Origin of the sequence: Achromobacter sp. JD417 (genome assembly GCF_041879325.1) — a bacterium.
Lineage (GTDB): Bacteria > Pseudomonadota > Gammaproteobacteria > Burkholderiales > Burkholderiaceae_B > Achromobacter > Achromobacter mucicolens.
Map to the genome: position 1 here is coordinate 653,134 of NZ_CP087159.1, position 17,644 is coordinate 670,777.

General features: G+C 64.9%; 13 protein-coding genes. 8 read left to right on the plus strand and 5 right to left on the minus strand.

Annotated features, from left to right (window positions below; genetic code table 11):
• Window positions 1–9 precede the first annotated feature (9 nt).
• The 8 genes from LN047_RS02925 to LN047_RS02960 all read left to right on the plus strand — a co-directional run bounded on the left by LN047_RS02925 (window position 10) and on the right by LN047_RS02960 (window position 7,721).
• Complete coding sequence (locus LN047_RS02925) at window positions 10–1,476, plus strand: DUF3426 domain-containing protein (RefSeq protein ID WP_373981133.1); 1,467 nt, start codon at window positions 10–12, stop codon at window positions 1,474–1,476.
• 12 nt (window positions 1,477–1,488) lie between these two features.
• Entirely contained in the window at window positions 1,489–2,430 is a 942-nt protein-coding gene (locus LN047_RS02930) for a carbohydrate kinase family protein (protein WP_152383330.1), read from the plus strand.
• 205 nt (window positions 2,431–2,635) lie between these two features.
• Window positions 2,636–3,139: a glycine zipper 2TM domain-containing protein gene (locus LN047_RS02935; protein ID WP_056327811.1), complete on the plus strand. Its 504-nt coding sequence runs from the start codon at window positions 2,636–2,638 to the stop codon at window positions 3,137–3,139.
• A gap of 407 nt (window positions 3,140–3,546) precedes the next feature.
• The gene (locus LN047_RS02940; RefSeq protein WP_008159625.1) at window positions 3,547–3,786 is read left to right on the plus strand and encodes an acyl carrier protein; all 240 of its coding nucleotides are present in this window, start codon (window positions 3,547–3,549) and stop codon (window positions 3,784–3,786) included.
• Entirely contained in the window at window positions 3,764–4,951 is a 1,188-nt protein-coding gene (locus tag LN047_RS02945) for a D-alanyl-lipoteichoic acid biosynthesis protein DltD (protein ID WP_175236551.1), read from the plus strand. The genes LN047_RS02940 and LN047_RS02945 overlap by 23 nt, the downstream gene beginning before the upstream one ends.
• Window positions 4,948–5,121 carry a hypothetical protein gene (locus LN047_RS02950; RefSeq protein WP_128829895.1) on the plus strand — a complete coding sequence of 58 codons (174 nt, stop codon included), beginning with the start codon at window positions 4,948–4,950 and terminating at the stop codon, window positions 5,119–5,121. Before LN047_RS02945 ends, LN047_RS02950 begins: the two co-directional genes overlap by 4 nt.
• Before the next feature lie 7 nt (window positions 5,122–5,128).
• Window positions 5,129–6,256, plus strand: a complete 1,128-nt coding sequence (locus LN047_RS02955) for an MBOAT family O-acyltransferase (RefSeq protein WP_062841582.1) — start codon at window positions 5,129–5,131, stop codon at window positions 6,254–6,256.
• A 16-nt stretch (window positions 6,257–6,272) separates the two neighbouring features.
• The gene (locus tag LN047_RS02960; RefSeq protein ID WP_373981134.1) at window positions 6,273–7,721 is read left to right on the plus strand and encodes a D-alanine--poly(phosphoribitol) ligase; all 1,449 of its coding nucleotides are present in this window, start codon (window positions 6,273–6,275) and stop codon (window positions 7,719–7,721) included.
• Window positions 7,722–7,725: 4 nt separating this feature from the next.
• On the opposite strand, the gene LN047_RS02965 is transcribed toward LN047_RS02960, so the two are convergent.
• From LN047_RS02965 to LN047_RS02985, 5 genes are all read right to left on the minus strand, one after another.
• Window positions 7,726–8,286 (minus strand): YggT family protein, encoded by a 561-nt coding sequence (locus LN047_RS02965; protein WP_056327927.1) that lies wholly within the window; start codon window positions 8,284–8,286, stop codon window positions 7,726–7,728.
• A 188-nt stretch (window positions 8,287–8,474) separates the two neighbouring features.
• Window positions 8,475–9,203, minus strand: a complete 729-nt coding sequence (locus tag LN047_RS02970; protein ID WP_062841584.1) for a histone H1-like DNA-binding protein — start codon at window positions 9,201–9,203, stop codon at window positions 8,475–8,477.
• A 350-nt stretch (window positions 9,204–9,553) separates the two neighbouring features.
• The gene (locus LN047_RS02975) at window positions 9,554–10,753 is read right to left on the minus strand and encodes a ribonucleotide-diphosphate reductase subunit beta (RefSeq protein WP_056327816.1); all 1,200 of its coding nucleotides are present in this window, start codon (window positions 10,751–10,753) and stop codon (window positions 9,554–9,556) included.
• A 20-nt stretch (window positions 10,754–10,773) separates the two neighbouring features.
• Entirely contained in the window at window positions 10,774–13,704 is a 2,931-nt protein-coding gene (locus LN047_RS02980; RefSeq protein WP_373981135.1) for a ribonucleoside-diphosphate reductase subunit alpha, read from the minus strand.
• Window positions 13,705–14,008: 304 nt separating this feature from the next.
• On the minus strand, window positions 14,009–17,515 hold the full coding sequence (locus LN047_RS02985) for an indolepyruvate ferredoxin oxidoreductase family protein (protein ID WP_373981136.1): 3,507 nt from the start codon (window positions 17,513–17,515) through the stop codon (window positions 14,009–14,011).
• Between the last annotated feature and the right edge of the window lie 129 nt (window positions 17,516–17,644).

The window sequence follows — 17,644 nt, forward strand, 5'->3', positions numbered from 1 at the left end:
GCACGCCTCATGGCTCTGACCACCCGCTGCCCGCAGTGCGGCACGTCTTTCAAGGTGGTGCCCGACCAGCTTCGGGTCCGCAATGGGTTGGTGCGTTGCGGCGCCTGCTCCACCGTGTTCGACGGCCGCGCCTGCCTGGTGTCCGCGCCGGGCGCGCCCGTTGCCGCGACAGCGCCGGCCAGTGCGCCGCTGCCGTCTTCCGCCGCGGCCGTCGCCGCGCCGGTCCTGGCCGCGCCCGAGCCGCACCCGCCCGCCGCCCCGATTCCTGAACCCGCCTACGCGCCGTCCGCCATCCCTGCGCGAGCGCCAGCAGACGCGCCGGCCAAGCCGCCCGCGCCTGCAGCCGCGCCGCCCGCGCCGCCCCAGCCCCAAGAGCCACGTATCGTCCTGCCTTGGGAAGACGAACCCGAGGCGCCGCCCGCGCCCATGGTCCGGTCCGCACCCACGATGCCGTCCGCGCCGGCGGTTCCGCCCGCGGTGCTGCGTGGCCGTGATGACATTCGCAAGCGCACCGAGCCGCAAGCCGTCGCCGACGACGACATCGAAGACGACGATTACGCCGACGATGACGGCGAACCGTTCCTGCGCGCGCCCGAGCCACCCCGCGCCGCGCCCGCGCACCCGCTCCCGGCGTATCGCCAGGAACCCATCGTTGCCCGCCGATCGGACGAGCCGACGCTGGATTGGCGCGCCGGCCGCGCGTCAACCGGCGAGCGCAACAACCTGTACAACGATCCGCGCGAAGATCTGCGCGATGACTCGCACGACGACCCGCACGACGACCGGCACGACGACACTTACGACGACGCGTACGACGGCGTGCGGGACCTCGAGCGCGACGACGAATACGATCAAGACGACGACCGGGATGCCGGCGCGCACGAGCCGGTGCTGGGCGACACCCGCACGCGTTATTCCAGCGCCACGGACGTGGGCCGGGCGCCGCCCGAATTCCTGGACCAGGACCGCATAGAGCGCAGCGGCCTGGTGCGCAAGCTGTGGGGCTACGCCTGCCTCGTGGGCCTGATCGCACTGGCGATGCAACTGCTGTACGCGTATCGCACCGACATCGCCAACTCCGTGCCGGCGCTGCGCCCGGTCCTGGAAGCTGTCTGCAAGCCGCTGGACTGCACCGTTGGCTACGCGCGCCGGCGCGATCTCATCAGCATTTCCTCGTCGTCGCTGCAGCCGCCAACGGGCGCCGCCGCCATCGACGATGGCCGTACCCGCCTGGTGCTGACTGTGATGCTGCACAACCGCTACGACAAGCCGCAATATTGGCCGGCGCTGGTGCTGGAACTGAATGACCTGTCGGACACGGTGGTCGTGCGCAAGGTGTTGATGCCCGAAGACTACCTCACGCCGCAGCAGCTGGCCGGCCCGTTCGGCCCGCAAGGCGCCCTGAAGATTTCCGTCCCCATTGAAGTGACCGGCGTTCAGGTCAATGGCTACCAACTCGACAAGTTTTTTCCGTAAAGGATGACAAGCATGGCAACCCCTGTTCTGGTCTGCGGTTCGATGGCGTTCGACACCATCGCGGTGTTCGAAGGACGCTTCAAGGAACACATTCTTGCCGACCGCATTCAGTCGCTGAGCGTGTCGTTCCTGGTGCCCAGCATGCGCAAGGAGTTCGGCGGCTGCTCGGGCAACATCGCCTACAACATGAACCTGCTGGGCGGCAAACCCGTGCCGGTCGCCACCGTTGGCGAAGACGCCGGCGAGTACATGCAGCGCCTGTCGGACCTGGGCGTCGACGTCAGCCGCGTCAAGGTCATCCCCGACACCTTCACCGCGCAGTGCTTCATCACGACCGACCTGGACGACAACCAGATCACCGCGTTCCACCCGGGCGCCATGTCCTTTGCCGCGCAGAACGACCTGAGCGACGCCGACGCCGCCTGGGCCATCGTCGCGCCGGATGCGAAGGAAGGCATGTTTGCCCACGCCGAGCGCCTGAACAAGCGCGGCATCCCCTTCATCTTCGACCTGGGCCAGGCCATGCCGCTCTTTGACGGCGCGGACCTGGAGCGCATGCTCAAGCTGACCCAGGCGCTTACGGTCAACGACTATGAAGCCGGCGTGGTCGAGCAGCGCACCGGCCGCAGCGTCGCGGACATCGCCCGTTCCCTGCAGGCCGTCGTCGTGACGCGCGGCGCCGAGGGCGCCACCCTGCACACCGAAGGCAAGACCATCCAGATCGAACCGGTGCGCGCGTCGCAGGTGGTCGATCCCACGGGCTGCGGCGACGCACAGCGGGGCGGCCTGCTGTATGGCTTGACCAGCGGCTGGAACTGGGAAGACAGCTGCCGTCTGGGCAACGTGATGGGCGCCATCAAGATCGCCTCGCGCGGCCCGCAAAACCACGCGCCCACGCGCGGCGAGATCGACGCCGTGCTGCACGCCACGTACGGCATCCATCTGCCCGCCTGACCGTAAAAGGACGCCGGGGAACCGCCGTACGCAGCACGAGTCGAATGCCAATCCATGCGCAATGGCAACGGGCTGTAGCCCGTTGTTTCCCGGCCCGTTTTGCAGCTTCTGGCGGAGGGTTTCAGTCTGTTGCTGGCGCACTTGCCGGGCGTTGCGCTCGGAGTATCATCAGTTACCGTCGGCCGTGCCCGAATGAGGAGTCCAAATGAATCATATAAAGTCTATTTCCCTGGTGACGCCGCGCACTGGCCGCTGGTTGGCTGTCGCGGCCGTGGTGACGTCGATGGCCGTGCTTGGCGGTTGCGCCAATCGCAGCGCCTCCAGCGGTGTCTATAGCTACGATCAAGCACAGCGCGAACAGATCGTCCGCACCGGTACGGTCACTGGCGTGCGTCCGATCGTCATTCAGAACGACAAGTCCAGCGGCGTAGGCATGGTGGCCGGCGGCGCGCTGGGCGGTGTGGCCGGTAACGCAATCGGTGGCGGCACGGGCCGCACGATCGCCACGGTGGGCGGCGTCATCCTCGGCGCCCTGGCCGGTAACGCCGTCGAAAACCGCGCGCAGACCAACTCCGGCCTGGAGATCACGGTGCGCCTGGACAACGGCGAAACGCGTGTCGTCGCCCAGGAAGCCGACGTGCCCGTCAGCGTGGGCCAGCGTGTCCAGGTCATCAGCGGCGCCGGTCCGACCCGCGTCACGCCGATGTAATCCACGCGACCGTTTGGAAAGCTCGCTGTACGAAAAAGCCCGCGCAAGCGGGCTTTTTTTCATGGCGGCGGCGGCCGCCGGGAATCAGGGTCAAATGCAGCAGGAGGCCGACAGGTAAAAATATGTCGCTCGCTCACAACGCGGCCCCCCGGATTTACCCGCGAACGTTACCTTTCCCAGCCTTTTCTCGCCATTTCCACCATAAGTTTCATGGCGATTCGACGGCCGAAGTGCAATGATTGCGACGGCGCGGCAGTCCGGATTTAATGTAACCACGTGCATCCGGCGGCCGTTCTGGCTGGCTGGAATTTTTCAGTTTGGTTTCAGCTGTTTTCTGTATCCTCAGCGCCTGAAATCCCGGGGCGGGGGATGGTTTGCCGAACAGGCAACGTAACGCTGCAAGATCTATGCACACCGAGCAAGAACTCCACACCAAGATCGGCGAGATCGTCGAGTCGATCGTCATGAAGAAAGTCACCCCCGACACGCAACTGATTGCCACCGGCCTGGTCGATTCGCTCGCCGCCGTGGACATCACGCTCGCGGTCGAGTCCGAGTACGGCTGCAGCATTCCGGCTCCCGAAATCGCAGAGCACCTTCAGTCGGTCCGCGTGCTTGCCGGCTATGTCGCTGCCCATACTTCGTAATACCCGGTTCCTGTCGCACGTCGCGGCGGCAGCGACGGCGGTGGCGTTGGCGGTAGGCACGTATTGCGGCGCGGATGACCTGCTCAGCCGTGTCGTCAACCCGGCGTCCTCGCCTTCGGCCCTGGCGGCCAACAAGAGCAATTACCTGCCCAACCTGGGCCCCGACTGGGGCACCCAGCACGTCAACCTGAACCGTCTGGGCAATGCCCTGAGCGACGGCACGCTGGTGGTGCTGGGATCCTCGGAGCTCTCCAGCCACGACCTGCGTTTCGTCCCCTACCGCTTTTTCCCGGAAGAGCTGAAGGTGCCGACGCTCGCTTACGGCCATGCGATGTTCCAGTCGTATGGCATCGTCAGCGTGCTGGAATCGGTGGCCGATTCGCTTACGCCCAACACGCGGCTGGTCATCATGCTGTCGCCGGCGTGGTTCGCCTCCGGCGGCCAATTGCCGCGCAGCGCATTTGCCGAGCACGTCACCGGCCCGGTCTGGGACCGTCTGTGGGACCAGCCCAGCACGCGCGAGCAGATGCAGAACTGGATCAGCGACAACGCGAACTGGGGGCTGCTGTGGCTCATCGCCAACGGCCAGGTCTCCGAGCTGAAGGACAAGCTGGCGTTGTGGTGGCAAGCCCGCAAGGAACCGGCGCCCGACAAGCCGCGCAGCAAGTTGTCGGTGCCCGCGCACCGGTACGTGTCGTGGCCGATGTCCGCCCGCCTGAATGCCGGGCAGTGGTCCCGGATCACGCACGAAGCGCGCGAAGTCGAACACACCCTGGGCGGCAACAATCCCTACGATGTGCGCGACGACTACTACCAGCAATATCTGGCGCCGCTGTACTCGCCGGCGCGCAACGAGTTCGCGGATGTCGATCCGATCACGCGCACCGAGCTGGGCGACCTGTCGCGTGTGATGGCCTTGCTGCAAAAGCGCAAGGTCAAGGCGTACTTCGTCATCCAGCCGTTCAACCCCAAGCTCATCCTGGACGTCGAACGGTTCGACCCCGTGGTGGCCGCCATCACCGGCATGTGCACCCGCTATCAGATGGGGTGCCTGGATCTCTACAGCATTCCCTTCGAGCCGGGGATGCTGCGCGACGACATGCACCTGGCCGAACTCGGCTGGGCCATGGCCGATCAAGGCATTGCGGAGTATTTTTCCCGATGAAATTCTTTCGTAAAGACGAAGCCCGCAATGCGGGCGCGCCCTGGGCGCGCCGCTTCTTCTGGCATCTGTGCCTGTACGTGGGCGTGATCCTCGTGTTCGTGCTGCAGGCGCAGCCCACGACGGGCAGCGGCGGACCGATCAAGGTCGAATTCCAATACCAGCAGTTCTGAGCGCACCATGGAACTCTTTGCTAGCTTGAGCTTCTTTGGCGGCGCGCTGTTCGGCGGCCTTGGCCTCGTCGCATACCGCTCGTCCGGCATGCCGCTGCGCATCGGGTACCGCCACATCATCGGCGTCATCTGCCTGGGCGTCTGGATGGCGGTCTTCTGGGCGCGGCCCTATCAACCCATTGCGCTTTTGGCCATTTCCGGCGGCGCGCTGTGGGCAATGCGCCGCAACTACATCCCCACCTGGCTCGCCGTCATCATCACGATGACGCCGTTGCTGCTGGTCAAGACCGGGGTCTCGCACCTGGGCGCGATGCTCGGGCTGTCCTTTGCCACGTTCCGCGCCATCGACGTGCTGCTGTTCGCGCCGCGCAACGAACGCGTCTCGCCGCTCGACTATTTCATCTACCTGTTCTTCCCGCTGACGCTGCTGGCGGGGCCCATGTACCGCTGGCGCGCCTTCCAGGCCGATCTGAAGCGCGGCTACGAAGGGGTCAACCTGAACACGTGGCTGATCGGGCTGGAACTCATCATGGTGGGCGTCATCCAGAAATTCGGCCTGGCCGAGCTGATCTGGCGCTACGGACTGGCCACGCTCGACGCGCACGATTATTCGTTCACGGGCGTGGCGCTCAATGCCTCGCTCTACAGCGCGTACCTGTTCTTCGACTTTGCCGGCTATTCGACGATGGCGATCGGGATCGGGATGCTGTTCGGCTTCACGCTGCCGATCAACTTCCGCAATCCGCTGGCCACGCTCAACCCGCAGGATTTCTGGCGCCGCTGGCACATCAGCCTGTCCGAATGGCTGCGCGATGTCGTGTTCATGCCGATCTACAAGGCGCTGAGCAAGACCCGCTTCTTTGGCCGTCACCGCCTGGCGGCGCAGAATATCGGCATTTTCGCGACCCTGCTGGCGATGGGGGTGTGGAACGGACTGTCGCTGCATTACATCGTCAGCGGCCTGATGTTCGGCCTGTATTCGGTGGGGCACAACCTGCTGATCAATGCGGCGCGCACCCGGCCTGCATTGCAGGCCGCGCTGGCCAAGCCCGTCATGCGCTTTCTGGGGCGCGTGCTCACCCTGATTCTGGCCGCGCTGGCGCTGTACGTGTTCAGCGGCCGCAGCCCTATCTGACGCCGGGAGTCACGGCATGCGTTTCGATCTGAAGTCCTTCCAGTTCGCCGACGAAGGGCGCGCGCCCGACGCGCTGGCGGTTGCCGCCGCCGACCGCAGCCTGACGTGGGCCCAGTTGCGCACCGAGGCGCACGCCTGGGCCGACGCCGCACGCAAGCACGGCGTGGCACCCGATGTGCCCGTGGCGATCTACGGCCACAAGGAAGCCGCCTTTTTCGTCGCCATGGTCGGCGCGCTGCTGATCGGCGCGCCGTTCGTGCCGGTGGACACCATCTATCCGCCTGAGCGCCTGCGCCGCATCGTGGAGATCGTGCAAGCGGCCGCCGTGTTCGACGCTGCGGCCGGCAGCTTCACGGCGGGCGAGGGCGCCATGCTGGAAGAACGCGGCCTGGCCTACGTGATGTTCACCTCGGGCAGCACGGGCGACCCCAAGGGCGTGCAGATTGGCCGCGAAAGCGTCGGCCTGCTTGGCGACTGGATGCTCGGCAGCTTTGGCCTGGGCGAGGCGCCCGTGTTCATGAACCAGGCGCCCTTCAGTTTCGACCTGTCCATGTACGAGGTCTTTGCCACCCTGGCGTCGGGCGGAAGCTGCGTGCTCAACGCGCGCGAGCAGATTGCCGCGCCCGGTCCGTGGATGGCCCGGCTGGCCGCCCACGGCATCACGGTGTGGGTGTCCACGCCGTCGTTCGCGCATCAGCAGCTGGCCAACCGCGACTTCTCTCCGGCGACGCTGCCCACGCTGCGCACGTTCCTATTCTGCGGCGAGCCCCTGCCGGCGGCGCTGGCGAAAAAGCTGCGGCAGCGCTTTCCGGATGCGTCCATCCTGAACACCTACGGTCCGACCGAAGCCACGGTGGCCACCACCTGGATCGAAGTCACCGACGCCGTGCTGGCGGCGCATGACCCGCTGCCGGTCGGCCATGCCAAACCGGACAGCGTGCTGCTGGTGGACGAGGGCGAGATCTGCATCGTGGGCGACCACGTGATGCGCGGCTACCTTAATCGCGCCGACCTGAACGCGGCCAAGCTCTACACCTACGACGACGGCCGCCGCGCGTTCCGCACAGGCGATCTGGGGCTGATGGAAGAGGGCGGGCTGCTGTTCTGCCGCGGCCGCATGGACGACCAGATCAAGCTCAACGGCTACCGCATCGAGCTGGCGGAAATCGACGAAGCCCTGCATGGGCTACCGGGCGTGGAGGCTAGCGCCTGCGCCGTGCTGCGCCGTCCCGACGGCACGGCGGTGCGGCTGATTGGTTTCGTGACGGGCTCGGAAGCAGCGGGCGAGCAAGCCGCGCTGCTGGCGCCGCAGGCCCTGTCCGGCTGGAAGGAGCGGCTGGCCGAGCGCCTGCCGCCCTACATGGTGCCGTCCGAACTGGTCGCCTGCCCGGCGCTGCCCATGTCGAACAACCACAAGATCGACCGCAAGAAGCTGATCGAGATCTACAGCGCGATTCCCGTGTAGGCGATCACACGCCCATCATGCCATAGCTCAGGCGAGCCAGGACCATCAGCAGGATCTGGGCCGCGATCAAGAGGATCAGCGGCGAGAAGTCGATCGAGGTGCGCGGCAGGATGCGGCGGATGGGATCGAGCAGCGGCGCGGTCAGCGATTGCAGCAGCGGCATCATCGGCGCCATCGGGTTGACCCACGACAGCACGGCCTGGATCAGCGTCAGCCAGACCACCAGGTTCAGCGCCCACTTTGCCGTCATGATGAGGGCCGAGCCCATCGCGGCGGGCAGCAGCGCGGCGGGGATCAGTGCGCCAATGGCCACCAGCCACAACAGGACCAGATAGACCAGCGCCGACAACCACGCGCACACCAGGCTGGTCCAATCGATCTTGTTGCCTGCGGGAATGATCTTGCGCAGCGGCAGCACCAGCCAGTTGGTGGCTCCGTAGATCGCGCGCGCCAACGGGTTGAAGGGGTGCAGCCGTATCGCGTGCATCCAGGCGCGGGCAATCAGCGCCGCGCCAAACAGCGTGAACACGATTTCGAGAAGGAAGCGGAAGATTTCACCGAGCATGGACGCGATCACCCCAAAAAAGAGGAATCAATTGTCGCACGGCCAGACGTAAAAATTGCGTACGGTCCTAGTGCATCGGGCCCGGTGCAGGGGTCAGCCATTTGGATGGCATGATGCGCAGACATTAAAAAAGCCGCCCGGTGCAAACCAGGCGGCTCTGATGAAGCTAACGCTTCGGCGCGTCCGGATTAAGGACGGCCACCCGTCGGGAAGGGCCACGACGCGGCGGGGTTCAGCGCGGTCTTCGCGCCCGGGGCAGCAGCCGTGGTGGGCGGCGTGGCGGGCTTCTTCGGAGCGGCTTTCTTCGCAGCGGGCTTCTTCGCGGCGGCAGGCTTCTTGGCGGCAACAGCCGGCTTGGAAGCGGGAGCCTTCTTGGCGGCGGGCGCCTTCTTGGCAGCCGGGGCCTTCTTGGCTACGGCCTTCTTGGCAACAGCCTTTTTGGCGGCCGGGGCCTTCTTGGCGGCAGCCTTCTTGGCAACAGCCTTCTTGGCGGCGGGCGCCTTCTTGGCTACGGCCTTCTTGGCGACTGCCTTCTTGGCAACAGCCTTCTTGGCAACGGCCTTCTTCGCAACGGCCTTCTTGGCTACGGCTTTCTTGGCGACGGCCTTCTTGGCGACTGCCTTCTTGGCAACGGCCTTCTTGGCGACAGCCTTCTTAGCGACAGCCTTCTTGGCGGCCGGAGCCTTCTTGGCAACGGCCTTCTTGGCTACGGCCTTCTTGGCAACCGCTTTCTTGGCGGCGGGAGCCTTCTTGGCGGCAACCTTCTTCACGGCCGGCTTCTTGGCGGCCGCGACTTTCTTCACTGCAACTTTCTTGACGGCAGCTTTCTTGGCCGGAGCGGCCTTCTTTGCTGCTGCCTTCTTGGCGGCGGGTTTTTTCACCGCTGCTTTCTTGACGGCTTTCTTGGCTGTTGCCATGGTCATGCTCCTTAGGTTCAGGGGTCCCAGAACTTAAACCCGTGCCCCGACCCGCCAATCGGCGGACCGTGCCCGGGCTATTCATCGGCGCATGCCGCTGTTCTGTGCGAGCAACAGCTACTACGGTTTGCGCTAATGAATTCGGCACAGCCATTTGATATGGCCCCCGCCCCTTTGGCGCGAGCCATTTCAAATGGCGCCGGCAGGCGGCCTGTTCACAGGCCGCCGACCGCTTGTTCTACGTGTTCGAAGACACCCTGACCAAGGAGCTTGCCATCAAGCCTGTCGCGAACGCGACGCCCATCGGAAAGAGAAGGGCGTGCCCGCGCCGGGCTCGATGGCGTACTGCGTTACTCCCAGCTCAGCGTGCCACCGGTTTGGTATTCGATCACGCGAGTTTCAAAAAAGTTGCGTTCCTTCTTAAGGTCGATCATTTCCGCCATCCACGGGAAGGGGTTTTCTTCCTGGGGGTACAGAGGTTCGATACCGATCTGCTGGCAACGACGGTTGGCGATGAAGCGCAGGTAGGATTTGAACATGGGTGCGTTCAAGCCCAACACGCCGCGCGGCATCGTGTCTTCGGCGTAAGCGTATTCGAGTTCGACCGCTTTGCGGAAGAGTTCTCGAATTTCTTCGCGGAATTCCGGCGTCCAGAGATGCGGATTTTCCAGTTTGACGGTGTTGATCAGATCGATGCCGAAGTTGCAGTGCATGGATTCATCGCGAAGGATGTACATGTACTGCTCGGCAGCGCCGGTCATCTTGTTCTGGCGGCCAAGCGCCAGGATCTGCGTGAAGCCAACGTAGAAGAACAGGCCTTCCATGAGGCAAGCGAAGACGATCAGGGACTTGAGCAGCGTCTGGTCGGCTTCGGGCGTGCCCGTCTTGAAGTTGGGATCAGCGATCGCGTCGATGAACGGGATCAGGAACTCGTCTTTTGCCCGGATGGACGGCACTTCGTTGTAAGCGTTGAAGATCTCGGCTTCGTCCAGGTCCAGGCTTTCGACGATGTATTGATAGGCGTGCGTGTGAATGGCTTCCTCGAATGCCTGGCGCAGCAGGAACTGGCGGCATTCGGGGGCCGTGATGTGGCGGTAGGTGCCCAGCACGATGTTGTTGGCGGCCAGCGAGTCGGCGGTCACGAAGAAGCCGAGGTTGCGCTTGACGATGCGGCGCTCGTCCTCGGTGAGCCCGTTCGGGTTCTTCCAGAGGGCGATGTCGCGCGACATGTTGATCTCTTGCGGCATCCAATGGTTGGCGCAAGTGGCCAGGTACTTTTCCCACGCCCACTTGTACTTGAAAGGCACAAGCTGGTTGACGTCGGTCTGGCCGTTGATGATGCGCTTGTCGGCAACCTTGACGCGCTGCGAGGTTGCCGCGCCGCTGGCAGCCAGGCCGGCTGCGTGCTGAGGCGCGGCCGGCGTGGGCATGGCGGTGTCGCCGAACACACCCGTCGCCGCCCGGACTTCCGGGGCAGCCTGACCGCCCGCCGCGGGCGCGGCAGGTTGTGCAGGTTGCGTGGCGGTGGTGTCGTCGTCCCAATTAATCATGATTCATTCTCCGGAGGCGGTTATTGGCAGGCTTCGCACTCTTCGAAGCCGGGGTCGCCCGGCCGCATGGTGCAAACCGCCCCGAGAACTTCGGGTTCCGGCAAAACAGGTGCTGCGGCAACGGCGTTGGCGGTGGACGGATTGCCCGCGCTGACGGCGTTCAGTTCGCCGCCGCGTCCCGTGGACTTCTCGGCGCTGGTGGCGCCAAGGGTGCGCAGGTAGTACGTGGTCTTCAGGCCACGCGTCCATGCCAGCTTGTAGGTGTCGTCCAGTTTCTTGCCCGATGCGCCAGCCATGTAGATGTTCAACGACTGGGCTTGATCGATCCACTTCTGGCGGCGCGACGCGCATTCAACCAGCCAGCGCGGTTCGACTTCGAACGCGGTGGCGTAGAGTTCGCGGAGTTCGGAAGGTACGCGATCGATGCGGGACAGGCTGCCGTCGAAGTACTTGAGGTCGGCGACCATGACTTCGTCCCAGAGACCGAGTTTCTTCAGGTCACGCACGAGGTAATCGTTAACGACCGTGAACTCGCCGGAGAGATTCGATTTGACGTACAAGTTCTGGAAAGTGGGTTCGATGCACGCAGATACGCCAATGATATTGGAAATAGTGGCGGTTGGGGCGATTGCGATGCAATTGGAGTTGCGCATGCCGTGTTCTTTGATGCGCGTACGCAACGTATCCCAATCGAGCGTGCTCGAATCATCAACGTCAACGTGACCACCACGTTCATCACGCAGCATCTTCAACGTGTCTTGCGGCAAGATGCCACGCGACCACAGCGAGCCTTCATACGATTGATAGCGGCCACGTTCTTCGGCGAGCAGGCTCGACGCGAAGTAGGCGTGATAGCACACCGCTTCCATCGAACGATCCGCGAATTCAACAGCGGCTTGCGATGCGTACGGCACGCGCATCATCTGCAGGCAGTCCTGGAAGCCCATGATGCCCATGCCCACCGGACGATGGCGCGCGTTGGAATTGCGGGCCTTGTCGACGGCGTAGTAGTTGATGTCGATCACGTTGTCGAGCATGCGCATCGCGATGCTGACGGTGCGCTTGATCTTGTCGTGGTCCAGCTCGAAACCGCCGCCGGCAGCCGGCTTCATGTGTGCGACCAGATTCACGGACCCCAGATTGCAAACTGCGATTTCGGATTCATTGGTGTTCAGCGTGATCTCGGTGCACAGGTTCGAGCTGTGGACGACGCCCACGTGCTGCTGCGGCGAACGGATGTTGCACGGATCCTTGAACGTGATCCACGGGTGGCCGGTTTCGAACAGCATCGACAGCATCTTGCGCCACAGCGTCAGCGCCGGCATCTTCTTGAAGAGCTTCAGTTCGCCGCTGGCGACGCGCGCTTCGTAGCCCACGTAGGCTTCTTCGAACGCGCGGCCATACTTGTCGTGCAGGTCGGGGCAGTCGGACGGCGAGAACAGCGTCCATTCACCGCCTTCCATGACGCGCTTCATGAACAGGTCGGGAATCCAGTTCGCCGTGTTCATGTCGTGCGTGCGGCGGCGCTCGTCGCCGGTGTTCTTGCGCAGTTCCAGGAATTCTTCGATGTCCAGGTGCCACGTTTCGAGGTACGTGCAGACCGCACCCTTGCGCTTGCCGCCCTGGTTCACGGCGACGGCCGTGTCGTTAACAACCTTCAGGAACGGAACGACGCCCTGGCTTTCGCCGTTGGTGCCCTTGATGTGGCTGCGCAGCGCGCGGACCGGGGTCCAGTCGTTGCCCAGGCCGCCGGCGTACTTGGCCAGCAGCGCGTTTTCCTTGATGGCGTCGTAGATGCCTTCCAGGTCGTCCGAGACGGTGGTCAGGTAGCACGACGACAGCTGCGAGTGCAGCGTGCCCGAGTTGAACAGCGTGGGCGTGGAGCTCATGAAGTCGAACGAGGACAGGATCTCGTAGAACTCGATGGCGCGCGCTTCGCGGTCGCTCTCGCGCAGCGCCAGGCCCATGGCCACGCGCATGAAGAAGACCTGCGGCAGTTCGATGCGGGTGCCGCGGATGTGCAGGAAGTAGCGGTCGTACAGGGTCTGCAGGCCGAGGTAGCCGAATTGCAGATCGCGCTTGGCGTTCAGTGCCTTGCCCAGCTTGGTCAGGTCATAGCTGGCCAGTTCGGGCGACAGCAGGCCGCCTTCGATGCCGCGGGCGATGAACGTGGGGAAGTATTCAGCGTAGCGCGTGGCCATGCCGTCTTGCGAGACTTCCTCGCCCAGCACTTCCTTGCGGATCGTGTGCAGCAGCAGACGGGCGGTGACCTGGCTGTAGGCCGGATCCTTTTCGACCAGCGCGCGCGCGGACAGGATGGCGGACTTGAACACTTCGTCGACAGGGATGCCGTCGTACAGGTTCTTGACCGTTTCCTTCAGGATGGCTTCGGCGTCGATGAACTCGGACAGGCCTTCGCCGGCGGCGACGATGGTGGCGCGCAGTTCGGCCACGTCCAGCGGGCGGCGCACGCCGGCATCGGTGACGTTCAGCACGTGTTCCTGCGGCGCGGCGTCAGCCTTTTGCTGGCCTTCGGCGGCAGCGGCGGCGGCGCGTTCCTGCGTGCGCTTTTCGCGGTACAGCACATAGGCGCGCGCGACGTCATGCTCGCCCGAGCGCATCAGCGCCAGTTCGACCTGGTCCTGGATGTCTTCAATATGGAAGGTGCCGCCGTTGGGGCGGTTGCGAACCAGCGCGTTGACGGCCTGGCCGGTCAGCGTTTCGACCAGTTCGCGCACACGCGCGGACGCGGCGCCTTGGCCGCCATTGACGGCCAGGAAGGCCTTGGTCATGGCGATGGCGATCTTGCTGGGCTCAAAGCCAACCACCGAGCCATTGCGGCGGATGATGTTGTAGCTGGCCCATTTGCCGCTGTTGGCGTCGGCGGGGGAATCGGTTTGGGAGGGCGGCACGGCCGAAGGCCGGGTCACAGAGGCGATCGTAGTCTGCATGGAAGCTCCTGTGCGAAAAAGCGCGTAGATGAAGACATGACGACGTCATGTCTGGTCAAAATTGGATCTTGTAATGGGGGTCGCAACGTCCGGACAGGCTAGTCCGTAAGGCGTGGCCGGCGGGAATCAGCGCTTAGGCGACCACAAGATGTAGTGTAGCACCCCTCGTTGGCCACTAATTCTAGTGATCGAGGTTTACAGGGACAAGAAGAAGATAAGACGAATCCCACAAAAGATTGTAACCAAATGCACTAGGCGCGCCCCGCAAGGCGCGCCCAGGTCAGTGACCACTCAGACCGGCTGTTTATGCGGTTTTCCGCAAGGCGCTGGCGTGCGGGGCCGGTGCTGTATAGCTCTGCATGAGCCGGGCCAGATCGGTCCGGTACTTCTCGACATTGGCGGCCTTCACGTGGCCAAAGCCGCGAATGTTTTCAGCCAGGGCGGCGATTGTAGCCGCTTGCGCGAGGTTGTCCGCAGTCAGCCCTGCAAGCAGTTGATCGATGGTCTGGCGGTACTCCGTGACCAGCGCCCGTTCCATCTTGCGCTCGGCGGTATGGCCGAAGGGATCGAACCAGGTGCCGCGCAGGCCCTTGAGCCGCGTCAGCAATTTCAGTGCCGACATCGTGCGCGGACCCAGCGTCATCTTGCGCGGCACGCCGGTGCGCGGATCCTTGCGGGCGAAGATGGGCGGGGCCATGTGAAAGCGCAGGCTGTAGTCGCCCTCGAACTGGCCTTCCAGCTGCGCCTTGAACGTCTCGCCGGTATAGAGGCGCGCCACTTCATATTCGTCCTTGTACGCCATGAGCTTGTACAGGCCGCGCGCCACGGCCATCGCCAGGCGGGGCGTCTTGGCATCGGGCGCCAGGGCTCGCTCGCGGGCCGCGACGGCGTCGACGACGTCCCGATACGCCTGCGCGTAGGCCGCATCCTGATAGGCCGTCAGGTCTTCGACACGGCGCGCCACGGCGCGCTCGAAGGTTTCGGGGATGTGCAGCTGCACGACCTGGGCCCGCGGGCGCAGCGCGCCTTCCAGGGCGTCGGGGCGATGCGCGGCAAGCCGGCCGCTGTCGAAGGCGGCGCGGTTGGCCGCCACCGCCACGCCGTTCAGTTCGATCGCGCGATAGATGGCAGCCTGCGAAAGCGGCACGCCGCCGCGCTGCCAGGCGTAGCCCAGCATGAACATGTTCGACAGGATGCTGTCGCCAAACAGCGCCAGCGCCGCTTCATGCGCGTCGATCGCGGCCGTGTGCGCGTCGCCCGCCGCGTGACGGATCTTGGCCAGCAGCGCCTCGGGGCGCATCGCGGCGTCGGGATTGCGCGTGAATTCGGACACGGGCGCCACGTACGTGTTCACCGTGACCTGAGTGTGGCCGTGGCGCAAGGCGCCCAGCGAGTCCGGCGCGACCGCGGCAACCGGATCGCACAGGATGGCCGCGTCGGCTTGCTGCCAGTCCAGCCGCACGGGGCCAGCGGCCGAGCCCGCCGGGGCAAGGCGAATGTGGCTCACGACGGTGCCGCCTTTCTGCGCCAGCCCGGTCAGGTCCAGCACCGCGGCCGACAGGCCTTCCAGGTGCGCGGCCATCGACACGATGGCGCCGATGGTGATGACGCCGGTGCCGCCCATGCCGGCGACCAGCAGACGATAGGGATGGTCCAAGGCAGGAAGGGCTGGCTGCGGCAGGCCGGCGATCATGCCCTGCAGGCGGTCCTGGTCGGCCTTGGGCGCCGCGCTCTTTCTGGGCTTGCCGCCCATGACGGACACGAAGCTCGGGCAGAAGCCTTCCGCGCACGAGTAGTCCTTGTTGCAACTGGACTGGTCGATCGCGCGCTTGCGGCCGTACGGCGTTTCCAGCGGAACGACCGACAGGCAGTTGGACTTCACGCCGCAGTCGCCGCAGCCTTCGCACACGGCGCTGTTGATCAGCATGCGGCGCGCCGGGTCCGGGAACTGGTTCTTCTTGCGGCGGCGGCGCTTTTCGGCCGCGCAGGTCTGGTCATGGATCAGGACCGTCACGCCCGGGATCTCGCGCAGCTCGCGCTGCAGCGCGTCCAGCTCGCGGCGGTGGTGGACCTTGATGCCGGGGCCCAGGTCCACGCCCTGGTATTTCTCGGGCTCGTCGGTGGTGACGACGATGCGCGCCACGTTTTCGCCGCGCAGCTGCTGGCAGATCTGGGGCACCGAGATCGGGCCGTCCACCGGTTGCCCGCCGGTCATGGCGACGGCGTCGTTGAACAGGATCTTGTACGTGATGTTGGCGCGCGCCGCGACGGCCTGGCGGATGGCCAGGTAGCCTGAGTGGTAATACGTGCCTTCGCCCATGTTCTGGAAGATATGCGGCATCTTCGTATAGCGGGACAGGCCGATCCAGTCGACACCTTCGCCGCCCATCTGCGTGAGGCCGCCGGTGTCGCGGTCCATCCACGCGGCCATGTAGTGGCAGCCCACGCCGGACAGCGCCTGGCTGCCCTCGGGCACCTTGGTCGACGTGCTATGCGGACAGCCCGAACAGAAGTAAGGGCGGCGGCGCATGCCGTCCGCGTCGTTGGATAGCGGCGCCTGGCATTCGAAGGCCGACAGGTCGCGGTTCACGGGCAGCCCCGCGGCGCGCGACAGCCAACCGGCCAGCGGCGCGGCCAGCAGCGACGGGCGCAGCTGGCCGGCAGACGTCACCATCGGCTCGCCGTCCAGCCCCTTCTTGCCCACGACCGTCGGCCGCTCGGGCAGGTTGAACAGCATGTCCTTGATCTGGCTTTCGACCACCGCGCCTTTTTCCTCGATGACGAGGATGTGCGACAGGCCGCGCGCGAAGTCGAGCAACCGGCCTTCGTCCATCGGCCAGGTCAGGCCGGGCTTGTAGATCCGCACCGGCGCATTCGCCGTGACCGTGTCCACGCCCAGGCGCGCCAACGCTTCCATGGTGTCCAGGTGCGCCTTGCCGACGGTGACGATGCCCACCGTCGCCTTGGGCGCCGGACAGGTCAGCTTGTCGATGCTGTGCCGGCGCGCGAAGGCGGCGACGGCCTTCATGCGCTGGTTCATGCGCGTTTCGACCGCCAGCGACAGGAAGTCGCGCGCGGAGTATTCCAGCGATCCGGCCGGCATGTCCGGATCATCGGGCATGTCGTAAGTCTGGATGGCGGCTGGCGTGAACGAATGGCCGCTTTCGATGGTTTCGGACACGGCCTTGAAGGCGACCCACGTGCCCGCATAACGCGAGAGCGCCCAGCCCCAGAGCGCGAAGGTCTCGTATTCGTCGATGGACGTCGGATGCACGATGGGCATCTGCCAGCCGATCAGCGACGCTTCGCTGGCGTGCGGGATCGAGGACGACACGGCGGTGTGGTCGTCGCCCACCACCACCAGCACGCCGCCGTGGCGCGAGGCGCCCGCGGCATTGCCGTGATGCAGCGCGTCGCCGGCGCGGTCCACGCCGGGTCCCTTGCCGTACCACATGGCAAACACGCCATCGACATTGCGGTCAGCGCGCACGCCGGCCTGCTGCGTGCCCATGACCGCCGTGGCGGCCATGTCTTCGTTGATGCCCGGCAGGAAGGTGATCTGGTTGGCGTCCAGCGCCTTCTGCGCCTTCCACATGGCCATGTCGACGCCGCCCAGCGGCGATCCGCGGTACCCCGATACGAAGCCGGCGGTGTTCAGGCCGCGTTCGCGGTCCACCCGGCGCTGCGTGAGCATCAGGCGCACCAGGGCCTGCGTCCCGGTCAGGAAGATGCGTCCGGACTCGCGGGTCAGGTTGTCGGCAAGCTGGTAATCAAGGTCCAGCTCGGGTGCGGCGGCGGGGGTACCGTCCATAGTCAATGCTCCTGGTATTTGGCACCATGATAGGTTCGCGAGGGATCAGGTTTATTGCGTTTTTGGATCGTGCTATCCCTATAATTCGCAATGAACATTTCGTATTCCAAGAAAACCAGGAGACAAACG

Bases quoted from the DNA above. Each gene is read 5' to 3' on its own strand.
- LN047_RS02980 (WP_373981135.1), bottom strand. From the start codon at position 13,704: ATGCAGACTACGATCGCCTCTGTGACCCGGCCTTCGGCCGTGCCGCCC.
- LN047_RS02925 (WP_373981133.1), top strand. From the start codon at position 10: ATGGCTCTGACCACCCGCTGCCCGCAGTGCGGCACGTCTTTCAAGGTG.
- LN047_RS02975 (WP_056327816.1), bottom strand. From the start codon at position 10,753: ATGATTAATTGGGACGACGACACCACCGCCACGCAACCTGCACAACCT.
- LN047_RS02945 (WP_175236551.1), top strand. From the start codon at position 3,764: ATGTCGCTGCCCATACTTCGTAATACCCGGTTCCTGTCGCACGTCGCG.
- LN047_RS02940 (WP_008159625.1), top strand. From the start codon at position 3,547: ATGCACACCGAGCAAGAACTCCACACCAAGATCGGCGAGATCGTCGAG.
- LN047_RS02955 (WP_062841582.1), top strand. From the start codon at position 5,129: ATGGAACTCTTTGCTAGCTTGAGCTTCTTTGGCGGCGCGCTGTTCGGC.
- LN047_RS02960 (WP_373981134.1), top strand. From the start codon at position 6,273: ATGCGTTTCGATCTGAAGTCCTTCCAGTTCGCCGACGAAGGGCGCGCG.
- LN047_RS02930 (WP_152383330.1), top strand. From the start codon at position 1,489: ATGGCAACCCCTGTTCTGGTCTGCGGTTCGATGGCGTTCGACACCATC.
- LN047_RS02965 (WP_056327927.1), bottom strand. From the start codon at position 8,286: ATGCTCGGTGAAATCTTCCGCTTCCTTCTCGAAATCGTGTTCACGCTG.
- LN047_RS02985 (WP_373981136.1), bottom strand. From the start codon at position 17,515: ATGGACGGTACCCCCGCCGCCGCACCCGAGCTGGACCTTGATTACCAG.
- LN047_RS02970 (WP_062841584.1), bottom strand. From the start codon at position 9,203: ATGGCAACAGCCAAGAAAGCCGTCAAGAAAGCAGCGGTGAAAAAACCC.
- LN047_RS02950 (WP_128829895.1), top strand. From the start codon at position 4,948: ATGAAATTCTTTCGTAAAGACGAAGCCCGCAATGCGGGCGCGCCCTGG.
- LN047_RS02935 (WP_056327811.1), top strand. From the start codon at position 2,636: ATGAATCATATAAAGTCTATTTCCCTGGTGACGCCGCGCACTGGCCGC.